The sequence below is a fragment of the Streptosporangium roseum DSM 43021 genome, from assembly GCF_000024865.1.
Taxonomy (GTDB): Bacteria; Actinomycetota; Actinomycetes; order Streptosporangiales; family Streptosporangiaceae; genus Streptosporangium; species Streptosporangium roseum.
Genome location: NC_013595.1, coordinates 592,174 through 608,714, shown reverse-complemented (window position 1 = coordinate 608,714; position 16,541 = coordinate 592,174). Strand labels below are relative to the sequence as shown.

General features: G+C 68.7%; 15 protein-coding genes. All 15 read right to left on the bottom strand.

All coding sequences use genetic code 11. The features are described 5' to 3' along the window. Positions 1-58: 58 nt before the first annotated feature. Entirely contained in the window at positions 59-1,054 is a 996-nt protein-coding gene (locus SROS_RS02830; protein ID WP_012887368.1) for a polyprenyl synthetase family protein, read from the bottom strand. A gap of 14 nt (positions 1,055-1,068) precedes the next feature. After that, entirely contained in the window at positions 1,069-2,619 is a 1,551-nt protein-coding gene (gene nuoN / locus SROS_RS02825; RefSeq protein ID WP_012887367.1) for an NADH-quinone oxidoreductase subunit NuoN, read from the bottom strand. Beyond that, positions 2,616-4,145, bottom strand: a complete 1,530-nt coding sequence (locus SROS_RS02820; RefSeq protein ID WP_012887366.1) for an NADH-quinone oxidoreductase subunit M — start codon at positions 4,143-4,145, stop codon at positions 2,616-2,618. Before SROS_RS02820 ends, nuoN begins: the two co-directional genes overlap by 4 nt. After that, positions 4,145-6,007, bottom strand: coding sequence for an NADH-quinone oxidoreductase subunit L (gene nuoL, locus SROS_RS02815; protein WP_174435279.1), 1,863 nt, complete (start codon positions 6,005-6,007; stop codon positions 4,145-4,147). The genes SROS_RS02820 and nuoL overlap by 1 nt, the downstream gene beginning before the upstream one ends. A 70-nt stretch (positions 6,008-6,077) precedes the next feature. Then, complete coding sequence (nuoK, locus tag SROS_RS02810) at positions 6,078-6,374, bottom strand: NADH-quinone oxidoreductase subunit NuoK (protein WP_012887364.1); 297 nt, start codon at positions 6,372-6,374, stop codon at positions 6,078-6,080. Beyond that, complete coding sequence (locus tag SROS_RS02805) at positions 6,371-7,183, bottom strand: NADH-quinone oxidoreductase subunit J (protein WP_012887363.1); 813 nt, start codon at positions 7,181-7,183, stop codon at positions 6,371-6,373. The genes nuoK and SROS_RS02805 overlap by 4 nt, the downstream gene beginning before the upstream one ends. Continuing rightward, on the bottom strand, positions 7,176-7,691 hold the full coding sequence (gene nuoI, locus SROS_RS02800) for an NADH-quinone oxidoreductase subunit NuoI (protein WP_012887362.1): 516 nt from the start codon (positions 7,689-7,691) through the stop codon (positions 7,176-7,178). The genes SROS_RS02805 and nuoI overlap by 8 nt, the downstream gene beginning before the upstream one ends. Continuing rightward, on the bottom strand, positions 7,678-9,024 hold the full coding sequence (nuoH, locus tag SROS_RS02795; protein ID WP_012887361.1) for an NADH-quinone oxidoreductase subunit NuoH: 1,347 nt from the start codon (positions 9,022-9,024) through the stop codon (positions 7,678-7,680). Before nuoH ends, nuoI begins: the two co-directional genes overlap by 14 nt. Then, on the bottom strand, positions 9,021-11,444 hold the full coding sequence (locus SROS_RS02790) for an NADH-quinone oxidoreductase subunit G (RefSeq protein ID WP_012887360.1): 2,424 nt from the start codon (positions 11,442-11,444) through the stop codon (positions 9,021-9,023). Before SROS_RS02790 ends, nuoH begins: the two co-directional genes overlap by 4 nt. A 67-nt stretch (positions 11,445-11,511) precedes the next feature. Beyond that, entirely contained in the window at positions 11,512-12,798 is a 1,287-nt protein-coding gene (gene nuoF / locus SROS_RS02785; protein ID WP_012887359.1) for an NADH-quinone oxidoreductase subunit NuoF, read from the bottom strand. Then, positions 12,795-13,454, bottom strand: a complete 660-nt coding sequence (gene nuoE / locus SROS_RS02780) for an NADH-quinone oxidoreductase subunit NuoE (RefSeq protein WP_012887358.1) — start codon at positions 13,452-13,454, stop codon at positions 12,795-12,797. Before nuoE ends, nuoF begins: the two co-directional genes overlap by 4 nt. After that, a complete protein-coding gene (locus SROS_RS02775) occupies positions 13,451-14,776 on the bottom strand; it encodes an NADH-quinone oxidoreductase subunit D (protein WP_012887357.1) in 1,326 nt (441 codons plus the stop codon). Before SROS_RS02775 ends, nuoE begins: the two co-directional genes overlap by 4 nt. Before the next feature lie 64 nt (positions 14,777-14,840). Then, the gene (locus SROS_RS02770; protein ID WP_012887356.1) at positions 14,841-15,518 is read right to left on the bottom strand and encodes an NADH-quinone oxidoreductase subunit C; all 678 of its coding nucleotides are present in this window, start codon (positions 15,516-15,518) and stop codon (positions 14,841-14,843) included. 87 nt (positions 15,519-15,605) lie between these two features. After that, positions 15,606-16,157, bottom strand: coding sequence for a NuoB/complex I 20 kDa subunit family protein (locus tag SROS_RS02765; protein WP_012887355.1), 552 nt, complete (start codon positions 16,155-16,157; stop codon positions 15,606-15,608). 2 nt (positions 16,158-16,159) lie between these two features. Then, positions 16,160-16,519 (bottom strand): NADH-quinone oxidoreductase subunit A, encoded by a 360-nt coding sequence (locus SROS_RS02760; protein WP_012887354.1) that lies wholly within the window; start codon positions 16,517-16,519, stop codon positions 16,160-16,162. Positions 16,520-16,541 lie beyond the last annotated feature (22 nt).

The window sequence follows — 16,541 nt, the reverse complement described above, 5'->3', positions numbered from 1 at the left end:
AAGAGCCGTCGCGACCGCCGGCCGTCCCGGGGAAAGAGCGCGGCCTCCTCCGGGGAGGTCAGCCGGAGCGCTCTACGACGTAGTCGCAGAGGGCCAGGTAGGCGGCGCGGGCGGGGATGTCGGGGAGGCCCGACAGGTCCGCACGGGCCCGGTCGACCCAGGCGACCAGCTCGGCGCGGGCCCGGACCATGGCCGGGTTCGCGCGCAGCAGGCGCAGGGTCTCGGCGACGTCGTCCTCGGCCACCGGGCCGGCCAGCAGCTCGCGCAGGCGGGCGTCCTCGGGGGCGTCGGAGGACAGGACGTACAGCACCGGCAGGGTGCGGATGCCCTCACGCAGGTCGGTGCCGGGCGTCTTGCCGGACTCGACCGAGTCGGAGGCGACGTCGAGCAGGTCGTCGCCGAGCTGCCAGCCCACCCCGATGGCCTCGCAGGCCCGGGTCAGCCGGTCGACGATCTCGGGCGAGGCGCCGCTCAGCAGGGCGCCGAACCGGCCAGAGGTGGCGATCAGGGAGCCGGTCTTGTCGGCCAGGACGTCGATGTAGTGGGCCACGTGGTCCTCGCCGGGGCGGGGACCGATGGTCTCGCGGATCTGGCCGCGGACCAGGCGGGAGAAGGTCTGGGCCTGGATCCGGATGACGTCGGCGCCGAGGTCGGCGAGGATCTCCGAAGCCTGGGCGAACAGGTAGTCGCCGGTCAGGATGGCCACGGTGTTGTCCCAGCGGGCGTTGGCCGACGGGGAGCCCCTGCGCACCGGCGCCTCGTCCATGACGTCGTCGTGGTAGAGCGTGGCCAGATGGGTCAGCTCGATGACCACGGCTCCGGGCACCACCCCCGGGGCCTCCGGGGAGCCGAACTGGGCGGCGAGCAGCACGAGCATGGCCCGGAACCGCTTGCCGCCCGCCTCGATGAGGTGCTTGGACGCCTCCGTGACGAAGGCGTCCTCGCTCTCCACCGAGCTCCGGAGCAGCTTCTCGACCTCGGCCAGCCCGCTAGCGAGGTCCTGCGCCAACCGCTCGTCGACGAACGGAAGATCAACAACCGGTGGCGCAGCCATGAAGCCTTACTCCTCTAACGAATGAACAGCGCGGACGCAGCCTGGTCCGCAAGGTCGAGCACCGGCTGCGGGAAAATCCCCAGCACTACGGTAGCCGCTGCCGCCAGAGCGACCACAGCCGAGGTGCCCAAGGTGGGGGTGGCGATGGTCGGGCCGTCGGCGGCCGGCTCGCTGAAGAACATCAGCACGATCACGCGGACGTAGAAGAACGCGGCGATCGCCGAGCTCACCACACCCACGATGACCAACGGCAGCGCGCCGCCGGAGACCGCCGCCGCGAACACGGCGTACTTGCCGAAGAAACCGCTCGTCAGCGGGATGCCCGCGAAGGCCAGCAGGAAGAAGGCGAAGATGGCCGCCAGCACCGGGGACCGCTTGCCCAGGCCGGCCCACCGGGACAGGTGCCCGGCCTCGCCGCCCGCGTCGCGGACCATGGTGACCACCGCGAAGGCGCCGACCGTGGTGAAGCCGTACGCGGCCAGGTAGAACAGGATGGCCGACAGGGCCTGGGTGTTCTGCGCGAAGGTGCCGATCGCGATCACGCCGGTGAGCAGGAAGCCTCCGTGCGCGACCGAGGAGTAGGCCAGCATGCGCTTGATGTCGGTCTGGGTGATGGCCAGGACCGCACCGACGATCATCGTCAGGATCGCGACGCCCCACATGACCGGCTGCCAGTTCCACTCCAGGCCGCCCAGGGCGACCCAGAAGACCCGGAGCAGCGCGCCGAAGGCCGCCACCAGCACGGTGGAGGCCATCAGGGCGGTGATGGCGGTGGGCGCGCCCTGGTAGACGTCGGGCTTCCACGCCTGGAACGGCGCCGCACCGATCTTGAACAGCAGGCCGACGCCGAGCATCGCGGTGCCGATGTACAGCAGCGTGTCCTGGCCGGTGACCGTGCTGAGCGAGGCGGCGATGGCCTTCAGCTCGATCGAGCCGGCGTAGCCGTACACCAGGGCCATGCCGTACAGGAAGAAGGCCGAGGAGAACGCGCCGAGCAGGAAGTACTTGACCGAGGCCTCCTGCGACAGCAGGCGGCGACGGCGGGCCAGGCCACACAGCAGGTACAGCGGCAGGGACATGACCTCAAGGGCCACGAACATGACCAGCAGGTCATTGGAGGCGGGGAAGAGCAGCATGCCGCCGACCGCGAAGAGCACCAGCGGGTAGACCTCGGTCTGGGCGAACCCGCTGCGGACCGCCTCCTCCTCGTCGGCGCTTCCCGGTACGGCCGACGCCTGCGCGACGAACTGCTCGTCGTCGTTGATCAGCAGCACGCTGACGAAGGCCAGCACGAGGATGATGCCCCAGATGAACAGGGAGGGGCCGTCCACCGCGATCGCGCCCATGGCGGCGGCCTTGTCCGGCAGGCCGTTCAGGGCCGTGAGGATGGTCGTGATGAACGCGCCGACCAGGGCCAGCAGCGTGAGCGGCACGTGGATCGACTTGCGCAGGTATCGGGGCGCGAACGCCTCGACCAGCACGCCGATGACCGCCGCGCCGAGCACGATCAGCATCGGGGAGAGCAGCGCGTATTCGATCGTCGGAGCTTGGATGGTGCCGTTCACTGCCCGGCCCCCTTCTTGTCAGCGACGGCTGGGGTGAACTGGTCCACATGAACGTTGGACAGCGTCTGGTCCACCGCGGGGTTGATCACGTCGAGCACCGGCTTGGGGAAGAAACCGAGAGCGATGATCACCGCGATCAGCGGGGCCACCACCCATCTCTCCCGGATGTTCAGGTCGGTGAAGCCCTTGACCGACTCGGCCGTGGGACCGGTCATCGTGCGCTGGTACATCCACAGGATGTAGATGGCCGCCAGGATCACACCGCTCGTGGCGATGATCGCCGGGACGGCGTAGCGCTCGTAGGTGCCCATCAGGACCATGAACTCGCTGACGAACGAGGACAGGCCCGGCAGGGAGAGGCCGGACAGGCCGGCGATCAGGAAGGTGCCCGCGAGCAGCGGGGCGACCTTCTGCACGCCTCCGTAGTCGGCGATCTGGCTGGAACCCCGGCGGTAGATCAGGAATCCGGCGATCAGGAACAGCGCGCCGGTCGAGAAGCCGTGGTTGACCATGTAGAGGGTGGCGCCCGCGCCACCGTGCGCGGTCATCGCGAAGACGCCCAGCGCGATGAAGCCGAAGTGCGAGATCGAGGTGTAGGCGATCAGGCGCTTGATGTCGGTCTGGCCGATCGCCACGATCGCGCCGTAGACGATGCCCACGACCGACAGCACGATCACCAGCGGCGTGAAGAACTTCGCCGCGTCCGGGAACAGCTCCAGGCAGAAGCGGAGCATGCCGTAGGTGCCGACCTTGTCCAGCACGCCGACCAGCAGCACGGCGGCGCCGGCCGGGGCCTGGGCGGCCGCGTCGGGCAGCCAGGTGTGGAACGGCCACAGCGGCGCCTTGACCGCGAAGGCGATGAAGAAGCCGAGGAACAGCCACTTCTGCGTGTTCGGGTCCTGGATGACCCCCACCAGCTCGGGGAACATGAACGTGCCCTTGTCGGCGATCACGTAGAGCGCGATCACCGCGACCAGCATGAGCAGCCCGCCGAACAGCGAGTAGAGCAGGAACTTCACGGCCGCGTAGGACCGCTGGGCGCCGCCGTACGACCCGATCATGAAGTACATCGGGATCAGCATGGCTTCGAAGAAGACGTAGAAGAGGAAGACGTCGGTCGCCGCGAAGACGCCGATCATCATCGCTTCCAGCACCAGCAGCAGCGCGAAGTAGGTCTTCACAGAACGCTTGGGCGGGGCCGCGGCCCCGGTGCCGTCGGCGTCGTGCCAGGAGGCCAGGATCACGATCGGCACGAGCACCGCCGACAGCGCGATCAGCACCAGGGCGATGCCGTCCACGCCGACGCCGTAGTGCACGCCGAAGCGGGGAATCCAGTCGTAGACCTCGGCGAACTGGAAGCGCGTCGCCGAGGACGGGTTGAACTGGGCCGCCATGACACCGGTCAGCGCCAGCACGACCAGCGAGACCGCGAGGGCCAGTTGCTTGGCGAGCTTGTCACTCTTGGTGAGGGAGACCCCGACCGCGCCCAGCACGGGCACGGCCATCAGGATCGAGAGCCAGGGCATCACATGTTCCCTACGTAGAGCAGCGCGCCAACGACCACGGCGGCACCGAAGAGAATGGACAACGCGTAGGACCGGACGTAGCCGGTCTGGATGCGACGCAGCCGCCCGGAGGTCCCGCCGATCGTCGCGGCCAGCCCGTTGACCAGGCCGTCGATGCCGCGGTTGTCGACGAACACCGCGATCCGGGCCAGCCACTGGCCGGGGCGCATGAACAGCGTCTCGTTCAGGGCGTCGCCGTACAGGTCACGGCGGGCGAACGTGGTGAGGAACGAGCCGCGCGGGGCGACCTGGGGCACCTCGGCCGCGCCGTAACGGAACCACGCGAACGCGGCGCCGGCGGCGACCAGCGCGAGCGTGGCCAGGCCGGCGGTGCTGACGAAGTGGAACGTCGGCATTTCCTCGGGGGCGCCGACGGCCGGGACGAGGAACTTCATGAACCTGTTGTCCAGGATCAGGAAGGCACCGAGGAAGATCGAGCCGATGGACAGGATGACCAGCGGCACGGTCATGACCGAGGGCGACTCGTGCGGGTGGGCGTCGTCGGCCCAGCGCTTCTTGCCGAAGAAGGTCATGAAGATCATCCGCGACATGTAGAAGCCGGTGATGCCGGCGCCCACGACCGCGAGCCAGCCCAGGATCTGGTTGTGCTCCATGGCCGTCTCGATGATGCCGTCCTTGGTGAAGTAACCGGACAGCAGCGGGAAGCCGATGATCGCCAGGTAGCCGATGATGAAGGTGACCGCGGTGACCTTCATCACCGAGAACAGCCCGCCGTAGCGGCGCATGTCGACCTCGTCGTTCATGGCGTGCATGACCGAGCCGGCGCCGAGGAACATGTTGGCCTTGAAGAAGCCGTGCGTGATCAGGTGCGCGATGGCGAAGGCGTAGCCCACCGGGCCGAGGCCCGCGCCGAGCATCATGTAGCCGATCTGCGACATCGTCGAGCCCGCCAGGCCCTTCTTGATGTCGTCCTTGGCGCAACCGATGATCGCACCGGCGAGCAGCGTGGCCACGCCGACGATCGTCACGACGAGCTGCGCGGTCGGGGCGGCCTCGAAGAACGCGCCGGACCGGACGACCAGGTAGACACCGGCGGTGACCATGGTCGCGGCGTGGATGAGGGCCGAGACCGGGGTCGGGCCCTCCATCGCGTCCAGCAGCCACGACTGCAGCGGGAGCTGGGCCGACTTGCCGCAGGCGCCGAGGAGCAGCAGCAGGCCGATCGCGGTGATCGTGCCCTGCGAGGTGGCGCCGGAGTCGATCGCCCCGCTGACGGTGGCGCCGGAGAGGTCGCCGAAGGCGACCGAGCCGAACGTGGTCCAGACCGTGAAGATCGCGATCAGCAGGCCGAAGTCGCCGACGCGGTTGACGATGAACGCCTTCTTGGCGGCGGCCGCCGCGGTCGGCTTGAACTGCCAGAACCCGATCAGCAGGTAGGACGCGAGACCCACGCCCTCCCAGCCGATGAACAGGGCGACGTAGTTGTCGGCCAGCACCAGCAGGAGCATCGCCGCGACGAACAGGTTCAGGTAGGCGAAGAACCGGCGCCGGTCGGGGTCGTGCGACATGTAGCCGACCGAGTAGATGTGGATCAGCGAGCCCACACCGGTGATCAGCAGGGCGAAGCTGATCGACAACGGGTCGATCAGCAGCCCCATGTCGGCGATGCCGGGGATGAACTGGTAGAGCTCGATACCCCGGCGGCGCTCCGACTCGGGCAGGCCGAGTATCTCGACGAAGGAGACGACGGCCACCACGAAGGCGGCCAGCGACATGGCGACACCGAGGAGGTGGCCCCAGCGGTCGGTACGGCGTCCGCCGAGCAGCAGGATCGCGGCCCCGAGCAGCGGCAGCGCGATCATCAGCCAGGAGACCCCGATCACTCCACCGGAGTGCTGGACGATCTCAACAGGAGATTGCACCGGCCACCTCTTAGTACTTCAGCAGGTTGGCGTCGTCCACCGACGCGGACCTGCGGGTTCGGAAGATCATCACGATGATGGCAAGGCCGATCACGACCTCGGCCGCGGCCACCACCATCACGAAGAACGCGATGAGCTGGCCGTCCAGGTTGCCGTGCTGCCTGGCGAAGGTGACGAACGCGAGGTTGCAGGCGTTGAGCATGAGCTCCACGCACATGAACACCACGATCGCGTTCCGCCGCACCAGCACGCCGGCGCCACCGATCGCGAACAGCAGCGCGGAGAGCACCAGGTAGTGAGTGGTCACTTGGCGTCCTCCTGATGAGCCGCTTCTGTCGCGGCGACGTCTTCCTCGACGGCGACGTCCTTGTCGATGACCTGCTTGACGAGCGCGGCCTTCGCCGGGTCGGTCGGCCTGACGCCGTCCTCCTGGTCGTGCCGGGCGAGCACCCGGTTGATCGACTTGGGCGAGACCGAGCCGTCGGGCAGCAGCGCCGGCATGTCGATGGCGTTGTGCAGCGCGTAGGTGCCCGGTCCGGGCAGCGGCGACGGCTGCGGGCCGGTGAACCGGGCGCGGGCCAGGTCGCGCTGGGTCGCCTTGGGGCGGACCCGCTCGCGGTGGGCCAGGACCATCGCGCCGAGCGCGGCGGTGATCAGCAGCGCCGAGGTGACCTCGAAGGCGAAGACGTGCCTGGTGAAGATGAGCTGGGCCAGGGCCGGGACGTTGCCGCCCGCCTCCTGTACGGCGCCGCCGACGCCCTTCGCCGGGGCGAAGACCATGTTGCCGGCTCCCAGGGCGAGCAGGGCGGCGAAGCCCAGGCCCGCGATGGTCGCCCAGAAGCGCTGCCCCTTGATCGTCTCGACCAGCGAGTCGGCGGAGTCCACGCCGACCAGCATCAGCACGAACAGGAAGAGCATCATGACCGCGCCGGTGTAGACGATGATCTGCACCGCGGCGAGGAAGGGAGCGTCCTGGACGGCGTAGAGCACCGCGAGGGACAGCATGACGACGCCCAGCATGAGGGCCGAGTAGACGGCCTTGCGGCTGAAGACGAGTCCGAGGGCGGCGGAGACCGAGACGACGGCCAGCACCCAGAACGTGATGGTCTCACCCATTGTTACGTCCCAGCCGGTAGTAGTCCTCTTCCGTCTCACCCAGACGCATGGGGTGAGGGGGGAGCTCCATGCCGGGACCGAGCGGCGCGAGGAGCATCTCCTTGGTGTAGATGAGGCTCTCGCGGCTGGAGTCGGCGAGCTCGTACTCGTTGGTCATGGTCAGCGCGCGGGTGGGGCAGGCCTCGATGCACAGGCCGCACAGGATGCACCGCAGATAGTTGATCTGGTAGGTGCGCCCGTAGCGCTCGCCCGGCGAGAACCGCTCCTCGTCGGTGTTGTCCGCACCCTCGACGAAGATCGCGTCGGCCGGACAGGCCCAGGCGCAGAGCTCACAGCCGACGCACTTCTCCAGGCCGTCGGGCCAGCGGTTGAGCTGGTGCCGGCCGTGGAAACGCGGAGCAGTGGGCTTCTTCTCCTCGGGGTAGTTGACCGTCTCGACCTTCTTGAACATGGTGTGGAAGGTCACGCCGAACCCCTTGACGGGATTCAGCCAATCAGTTAGTCCCACTGGGAACCTCCTTGCGCTCTACCCCGTGGTAGTGCGGCAGGTCGAGCGGCGGCACAGGGAAACCACCCGCGGTCGGCTCGGCTTCGAGGTGCTCGAACTCGGCCTGGACCTGAGCGGCCTTTTCCTCCTTGCGCTTCTGCAGCACGCTGTCGAAGCGCCACCAGATGGTGATGCAGCCGACGAGCACGATCGCGGCCAGGATCAGCACGAGCGACTTGTCGACGGTCTCCATCTGCATGGCCCGGACGGTGGCGACCAGGAGGATCCAGCCGAGGTTGATCGGGATGAGGATCTTCCAGCCGAGTGCCATGAGCTGGTCGTAGCGGACTCGCGGCAGCGAGGCGCGGCACCAGATGAAGAAGGAGAAGACCAGCACCATCTTGAGGAAGAACCACAGCAGCGGCCACCAGCCGGCGTTCGCGCCGTCCCACATGGAGATCGGGAACGGGGCCCGCCAGCCGCCCATGAACAGGGTGATCGACACGGCCGACACCACGAAGACGTTGACGTACTCGGCGAGCATGATGACCGCGAACTTCAGCGAGTTGGAGTACTCGGTCTGGAAGCCGCCGACCAGCTCGCCCTCGCCCTCGGGCAGGTCGAAGGGGACCCGGTTGGTCTCGCCCAGCATCGTGACGATGTAGATCAGGAAGGACGGGATCAGCAGGATCATGTACCACGAGGGCATCGGGATGTCGAGGCCGCCCAGCGGGAACGTGCCGCCGGAGGCCTGCGCGCTGACGATCTCCGAGGTGGACAGCGTCCCCGCGAACAGGAAGACGCCCACGAACGACAGGCCCATCGCGATCTCGTAGGAGACCACCTGCGCGCTGGCCCGCAGGCCGCCCAGGATCGTGTACGGCGAGCGCGATCCCCAACCGGCGAGCACGATGCCGTACACGCTGATCGAGGCCATCGCCAGCACCAGCAGCACCGCGACCGGCAGGTCGGTGAGCTGCAGCGGCGTCGTGACGCCGAACATCGAGACCATGGGGCCCATGGGGATGACCGAGAAGGCCAGGAAGGCGGGGACCGCGAGGACGACCGGGGCGATGAAGTAGATCACCTTGTCCACGGTCCGCGGCATCAGGTCTTCCTTGAGACCCATCTTCAGTCCGTCGGCCACCGACTGCAGCAGGCCGAACTTCCCGGCCCGGTTGGGGCCGTACCGGTTCTGCATGCGGGAGATCAGCTTGCGCTCGAACCACACGCCGAAGAGCACGCCCAGCATCAGGACGATGAAGATGACGGCGGCCTTGATGATGCTGATCCAGAGCGGATCCTTGCCGAAGTCGGCAAGGGTCGGATCGGCCGCTACGAGAAGAGTCCTCATGAGGCACTCCCGATCTTGACGATGTCACCGGCCGTGGCGCACAGGTCACGGGTCACCGAGCGGCCGGCGGAGTTCGACGGCAGCCACACCACCCGGTCGGGCAGGTCGGCGATCCGCACCGGCAGGCTCAGCGAGCCCTGCTCGGTGGTGACGATGATCTTGTCGCCGTCGGCGACGCCTGACTCGGCCGCGGTGGCCGCCGACACCAGCGCCTCACCCGTCCGGGCGGTCCCCGCCAGGTACGGCTCGCCGTCCTGCAGGCGGCCGTCGTCGAGCAGCAGGTGCCAGGTGGCCAGGAACGCCTCGCCGGCCTTGGGGGCGGCGGCCGTCCGGGCGCTCACGGCCGGGGCGGCGGCCCGGGAGCCGCGCCACGCGCCGATCGAGCCGAGCTCGCGGCGGGCGGCCGCGGGGTCCGGGAGGCCGAGGTGGATGTCCATGTGGTCGGCGATCGCGGCGATGGTCCGCAGGTCGCTCATGATCCCGGGGACCGGGAGCGCCTCCTCGAACGTACGGCCGCGGCCCTCCCAGTTGACGAACGTGCCGGACTTCTCGCTCACCGTCGCGACCGGCAGCACCACGTCGGCGCGGTCGGTGACCGCGCTGGCGCGCTGCTCCAGGCTCACGATGAACGGGGTGTTCTCCAGGGCCGCGAGGGCGGCCTCGGGGTCGGCCAGGTCGTCGGGGTCGACACCGGCGACGACGAGGGCGTCGAGCTCTCCGTTCAGCGCCGCCGCCAGGATGGCGGAGGTGTCGCGGCCCGGGGTGTCGGGGAGCGAGGCGACGTTCCACACCCTGGCCACTTCGGCGCGGGCGGAGGCGTCGTCGACCGGGCGGCCGATCGGCAGCAGGTTCGGCAGCGCTCCGGCCTCGATCGCACCGCGCTCACCGGCGCGGCGCGGGACCCAGCCCAGGCGGGCGCCGCCGGCCTCGGCCAGCCGTACCAGCGCGGACAGCGCGCCCGGCGCGGTGGCGAGCCGCTCACCGGCGAGAATGATCACGCCCGGCTGCTTGACGGCCTCGGCGATCGGCGAGACACCGGAGATCAGGTCCTCGACGGCCGCGGCCTCGGCACCGGGCAGCGTGCGCACCAGCGTGCCGCCCATCTTGGCGAGGCCCTCGCCCGCGAACGGAGCGATCGAGAAGACCTTCAGGCCCTTCTTCCGCCACGCCTTCCGCAGGCGGAGGAAGACGATCGGCGACTCGTCCTCGGGCTCGAAGCCCACCAGGAGCACGGCCGGGGCCTTCTCCAGGTCGCGGTAGCGGATCTCGATGCCCTTGCCCGCGACGGCGTGCGCGAGGAACTGCGCCTCCTCCGCGGAGTGGGGCCGGGACCGGAAGTCGACGTCGTTGGTGCCGAGCGCGATCCGGGCGAACTTGGCGTAGCCGTAGGCCTCCTCGACGGTGACGCGGCCACCGACGAGGACACCGGCGCTGCCGCGGGCGGCGGCCAGGCCCTGGGCCGCGGCGGCGAGCGCCTCGGGCCAGGAGGCCGGCACCAGGCGGCCCTCCTCGTCACGGACGAGGGGGGTCTTCAGCCGGTCGGGCTGGGTGGCGTAGGTGAAGGCCCAGCGGCCCTTGTCGCAGTTCCACTCCTCGTTGACCTCCGGGTCGTCCCCGGCCAGCCGGCGGGTGACCTTGCCCCGGCGGTGGTCGGTGCGGAGGGAGCAGCCGCTGGCGCAGTGCTCGCACGCGCTGGGCGTGGAGACCAGGTCGAACGGGCGGGCCTGGAAGCGGTAGGCGGCGCCGGTCAGCGCGCCCACGGGGCAGATCTGGATGGTGTTGCCCGAGAAGTAGGACTCGAACGGCTCGCCGTTGGCGGCGCCGACCTGCTCCTTGGCCCCGCGCTCGAAGAAGTCGATGAGCGGGTCACCGGCGATCTCATCGGAGAAGCGGATGCAGCGGGCGCACTGGACGCAGCGCTCGCGGTCGAGCAGCACCTCGGTGGAGAGCGCCACCGGCTTGTCGAAGGTGCGCTTCTTCTCCTCGAAGCGGCTCTCGCCCTGACCGTTGGACATGGCCTGGTTCTGCAGCGGGCACTCGCCGCCCTTGTCGCAGACCGGGCAGTCCAGCGGGTGGTTCAGGAGCAGCAGCTCCATGACACCGCGCTGGGCCTTCTCCGCGACCGGGGAGGTGAGCTGGGTCTGGATGACCATGCCCGGGGCGACCTCGATGGCGCAGGACGGCTGCGGCTTCGGGAAGCCCCGGCCGTTGCCCGCGTCCGGGATGTCCACCAGGCACTGGCGGCAGTTGGCCGCCGGCTCCAGGAGCGGGTGGTCGCAGAACCGGGGAATCTGGATTCCGAGCAGCTCGGCCGCCCGGATGATCATCGTGCCCTTGGGGACGCTCACCTGGAAACCGTCGATCGTGACGGTCACCAGGTCTACCGGCGCCTGGGCCGGGGTCGTCGCTTCGACGGTCATGGCGCCTCCTCCGTCGGCCCCATGACCGAAACGGTGCTGTGCTTGCTGGTTGCCTCGCTCCGCTCGCTCACTTGGTCCCCCACACCGTGGACGGAGCGTGATCGAACGGGCAGCCGCCGATCTCGAAGTGCTTGAGGTACTCGTCGCGGAAGTACTTCACCGACGAGTGGATGGGGCTGGTGGCACCGTCGCCCAGGGCGCAGAAGGAGCGGCCCAGGATGTTGTCGGCGATGTCGGTGATCGTGGTCAGGTCCTCCTCGGTGCCCTGCCCCTTCTCCAGCCGCTTGAGCACCTGCTTGAGCCAGTAGGTGCCCTCCCGGCAGGGAGTGCACTTGCCGCAGGACTCGTGCGCGTAGAACTCGGTCCATCGCAGCACGGCGCGGACCACGCAGGTGGTCTCGTCGAAGATCTGCAAGGCCCGGGTGCCGAGCATGGAGCCCTTGGCCCCGACCGACTCGAAGTCGAGCGGGACGTCCAGGTGCTCGTCGGTGAAGATCGGGGTGGACGATCCGCCGGGGGTCCAGAACTTGATCTGGTGCCCCTCGCGGATGCCGCCCGCCATGTCGAGCAGCTCGCGCAGCGTGATGCCGAGCGGGGCCTCGTACTGGCCGGGACGGGTGACGTGACCGCTCAGCGAGAAGATGCCGAAGCCCTTGGACTTCTCGGTGCCCATCCCCGCGAACCATTCGGCCCCGTTGGAGATGATCGAGGGAACACTGGCCACCGACTCCACGTTGTTCACGACAGTCGGCGAGGCGTAAAGACCCGCCACGGCGGGGAAGGGGGGCTTGAGCCGAGGTTGGCCGCGATAGCCCTCCAGCGAGTCGAGCAGCGCCGTCTCCTCGCCACAGATGTAGGCGCCCGCTCCGCTGTGGACCACGAGCTCCAGGTCGAAACCGGAGCCGAAGAGGTCCTTGCCGAGCAGGCCCTTGTCGTAGGCCTCGGCCACGGCCGCCTGCAGGCGGCGGATGACGTGCAGCACCTCGCCGCGCACGTAGATGAAGGCGTGGTTGGCGCGGATCGCGTAGGACGTGATGATGATGCCCTCGACCAGCGAGTGCGGGTTGGCCATCATCAGCGGGATGTCCTTGCACGTGCCCGGCTCGGACTCGTCGGCGTTGACCACCAGGTAGTGCGGCTTGCCGTCGCCCTGCGGGATGAAGCCCCACTTCATGCCGGTGGGGAAGCCCGCGCCTCCGCGGCCGCGGAGGCCGGAGTCCTTGACGGCCTGGATGACGGCGTCGGGGTCCATGCCCAGCGCCTTCCTGGCCGCCGAGTAGTCGCCGTAGCCCTCCAGGGTGAAGGAGTTGGGCTGGTCCCAGTTCGCGGTGAGGACCGGGGTGAGAGTCGTCATGGTGCCTCTGGGGCCTTCCATCCGTTGGCCTTGGCGATCTTGAGGCCCTCGAGTGAGGGACCGCTCGCCGAGGGACCGTCAGCGGCCAGGCCGTCGGGCAGGCCCGACAGCACCCGCGAGGCCTCCTTGAAGGTGCAGAGCTTCTTGGGGCCGCGGGTCGGCGAGATCTCCTTGCCGTCCCTCAGGTCGTCGACGAGCTGCTTGGCCGATGCGGGGGTCTGGTTGTCGAAGAACTCCCAGTTGACCATCATCACCGGGGCGAAGTCGCAGGCGGCGTTGCACTCCAGCCGCTCCAGCGAGACCTTCCCGTCCGGCGTCGTCTCGTCGTGGCCGACGCCGGCGTGCTCGGAGAGCTCGTCCCAGATCTGGTCGCCGCCCATGACCGCGCACAGCGTGTTGATGCACACGCCGACGTGGTAGTCGCCCATCGGCTTGCGCTTGTACATCGTGTAGAAGGTGGACACGCCCACGACCTCGGCCTTGCTCAGGCCGAGCATCTCGGCGCAGAACTCCTGACCGTCGTCGGAGACGTAGCCGTCCTCCGACTGCACCAGGTGCAGCAGGGGCAGCAGGGCCGACCTGGTCTTGGGATAGCGGCCGATGATCTCCTTGGCGTCCTGCTCCAGACGCTCGCGGACTTCCGGTGTATACGTCACCGGTCCACACCTCCCATGACGGGGTCGATCGAAGCCACTGCCGAGATGACGTCGGCGACCATGCCACCCTCGCACGTCGCCGGCATGGCCTGCAGGTTCGTGAAGGACGGGTCGCGGAAGTGCACGCGGTAGGGCCGGGTGCCGCCGTCGCTGACCACGTGGGCGCCGAGCTCGCCGCGGGGCGACTCGACCGAGGCGAAGGCCTGTCCCGCCGGGACCCGGAAGCCCTCGGTCACCAGCTTGAAGTGGTGGATCAGCGCTTCCATCGAGCCGCTCATGATGTGCGCGATGTGGTCGGGCGAGTTGCCGAGGCCGTCGGGGCCCAGCGCGAGCTGCGCGGGCCAGCCGATCTTCTTGTCGTCCACCATCACGCGGCCGCCCTTGAGCGGGCCGGACAGGCGGTCCAGGGCCTGCTCAATGATCTTGAGCGACTCCTCCATCTCGGCCACGCGCACGAGGTAGCGGCCGTAGACGTCGGCGGTCTTCTCGGTCGGGACGTCGAACTCGTAGGTCTCGTAGCCGCAGTAGGGCTGCGACTTGCGCAGGTCCCAGGGCAGGCCCGCGGCCCGCAGCATCGGCCCGGTGACGCCCAGCGCCATGCAGCCGGTGAGGTCGAGGTAGGCGACGTCCTTGGTACGGGCCAGGTAGACCGGGTTCGCGTCGAGCATCTTGCGCATGTCCTTGATGCGCCCCGGCATGACCTTGAGCAGCTCGCCGACCTTGTCCACGGCACCGGCCGGGAGGTCGACGGAGACGCCGCCGGGCCGGACGTAGGCCATGTTCATCCGCAGGCCGGTGATGTACTCCATCACGTCGAGCACCATCTCGCGCTCGCGGGACCCGAACAGGAACGGCGTGGTCGCGCCCAGCTCCATGCCGAAGGTGCCGATGGCCACCATGTGCGAGGAGATGCGGGTGAGCTCCATCATCATCACGCGGATGGCCTGGGCCCGCTCGGGGATCCGGTCGGTGATGCCCAGCAGCTTCTCGACGCCCATGCAGTAGGCGGTCTCGTTGAAGATCGGCGCGAGGTAGTCCATCCGGGTGACGAACGTGGTCCCCTGGGTCCACGTCCGGTACTCGATGTTCTTCTCGATGCCGGTGTGCAGGTAGCCGATGACCGTGCGGGCCTCGGTGACCGTCTCGCCGTCCAGGTTCAGGACCAGGCGGAGCACGCCGTGCGTGGACGGGTGCTGCGGACCCATGTTGATGACGAGCTGCTCGTCCTGCTGGCCGCTGAGGGTCTCGACCAGCTCCGTCCAGTCGTTGCCGGAGACGGTGTAGACCTTGCCCTCGGTGGCCTCCTCGTACGGAGCGCTCACGAGTCCTCCCCCGTCGGCCTCGTGCGAATGCCGCTCTGCTCGCCGGCTCGCTCGCCGCGCTCGCTCACTTGTACGACCTCCTCTGGTCCGGCGCGGGAATCTCGGCACCGCGGTACTCGACCGGGATGCCCCCCAGCGGGTAGTCCTTGCGCTGGGGGTGACCGTCCCAGTCGTCGGGCATCATGATGCGGGTCAGCGCCGGGTGGCCGTCGAAGACGATCCCGAAGAAGTCCCAGGTCTCCCGCTCGTGCCAGTCGTGGGTCGGGTAGACCGAGACGGTGGAGGGGATGTGCGGGTCGGCGTCGGGGCAGGACACCTCAAGGCGCAGCCGCCTGTTGTGCGTGATCGAGCACAGGTGGATCACCGCGCGCAGCTCCTCCCCCTCAAGGTGGGGGTAGTGCACGCCGGAGACGCCGAGCGAGAGCTCGAAGCGGAGGGCGGCGTCGTCGCGCAGGGTCCTGGCGACCTCCAGCAGCCGCTCGCGCTTGACGTGGAAGGTCAGCTCGCCGCGGTCCACGACCACGCGCTCGACGGCGTCGCCGAGGTCGCCGCCCAGGGCGCGCTCCAGCTCGTCGGCGACGGTGTCGAAGTAGCCGCCGTAGGGGCGGGGGGTGGACAGCTGAGCCTGGCGCCGTACGACCAGGCCGCCGTAACCGGAGGTGTCACCGGAGCCCGAGGCGCCGAACATGCCCAGGTGGGCGATCGGCTCCTCCGGGACCTCGGGGAGATTGTCCGTGCTCATCAGTCGCTCACCGCTCCTCGTTCGCTACGCGGACCACTCGTGCCTCGTGGGCCACTGCGCTCACCGCGTCGGGCTCGCTCCACCTGCTCATTTGACGGTTCCCTGGTCGATCAGCGGCAGCGTCCGCAGCGCCTGCAGTTCGAGCTCGTCGATCTGCTTGGCGCGATGCGCGCCGAACTTCGTGTTCTGGATCTTGTCGTGCAGCTTCACGATCGCGTCGATGAGCATCTCGGGCCGCGGCGGGCAGCCGGGCAGGTAGATGTCGACGGGGACGACGTGGTCCACGCCCTGCACGATGGCGTAGTTGTTGAACATGCCGCCGCTGGAGGCGCAGACGCCCATGGCGATGACCCACTTGGGCTCGGCCATCTGGTCGTAGATCTGGCGCAGCACCGGGGCCATCTTCTGGGACAGCCGGCCCGCCACGATCATCAGGTCGGCCTGTCGCGGAGACGCCGAAGCGCGCTCCATGCCGAAGCGCGCCAGGTCGTGCTTGGGACCGCCGGTGGACATCAGCTCGATGGCACAGCAGGCGAGACCGAAGGTCGCCGGCCACACGGAGTTCTTGCGCGCCCAGCCGGCCACCTGCTCGACCGTGCTGAGCATGAACCCGCTCGGAAGTTTCTCTTCAAGTCCCATATCTAGTCCCAGTCCAGACCCTTGCGGCGCCACACGTACGCGTAGGCCACGAGCACGGTGACGATGAACAGCACCATCTCGACCAACCCGAACATCCCGAGCTGGTCGAACGCGACCGCCCACGGGTAGAGGAAGATGATCTCGATGTCGAAGACGATGAACAGCATCGCGGTGATCATGTACTTCAGCGGAAAGCGGCCACCACCGACCGGCTGGGGCGTCGGCTCGATACCGCACTCGTAGGCGTCGAGTTTCGCGCGGTTCCAGCGCCTGGGACCGGTGAAGGGCGCGATCGTCACTGAGAAGACCGCGAATCCCGCCGCGAGAACGGCGAGCACCAGGATGGGTGCATACAGCTCCATCGCTACGCCTCCTCTCCCATCT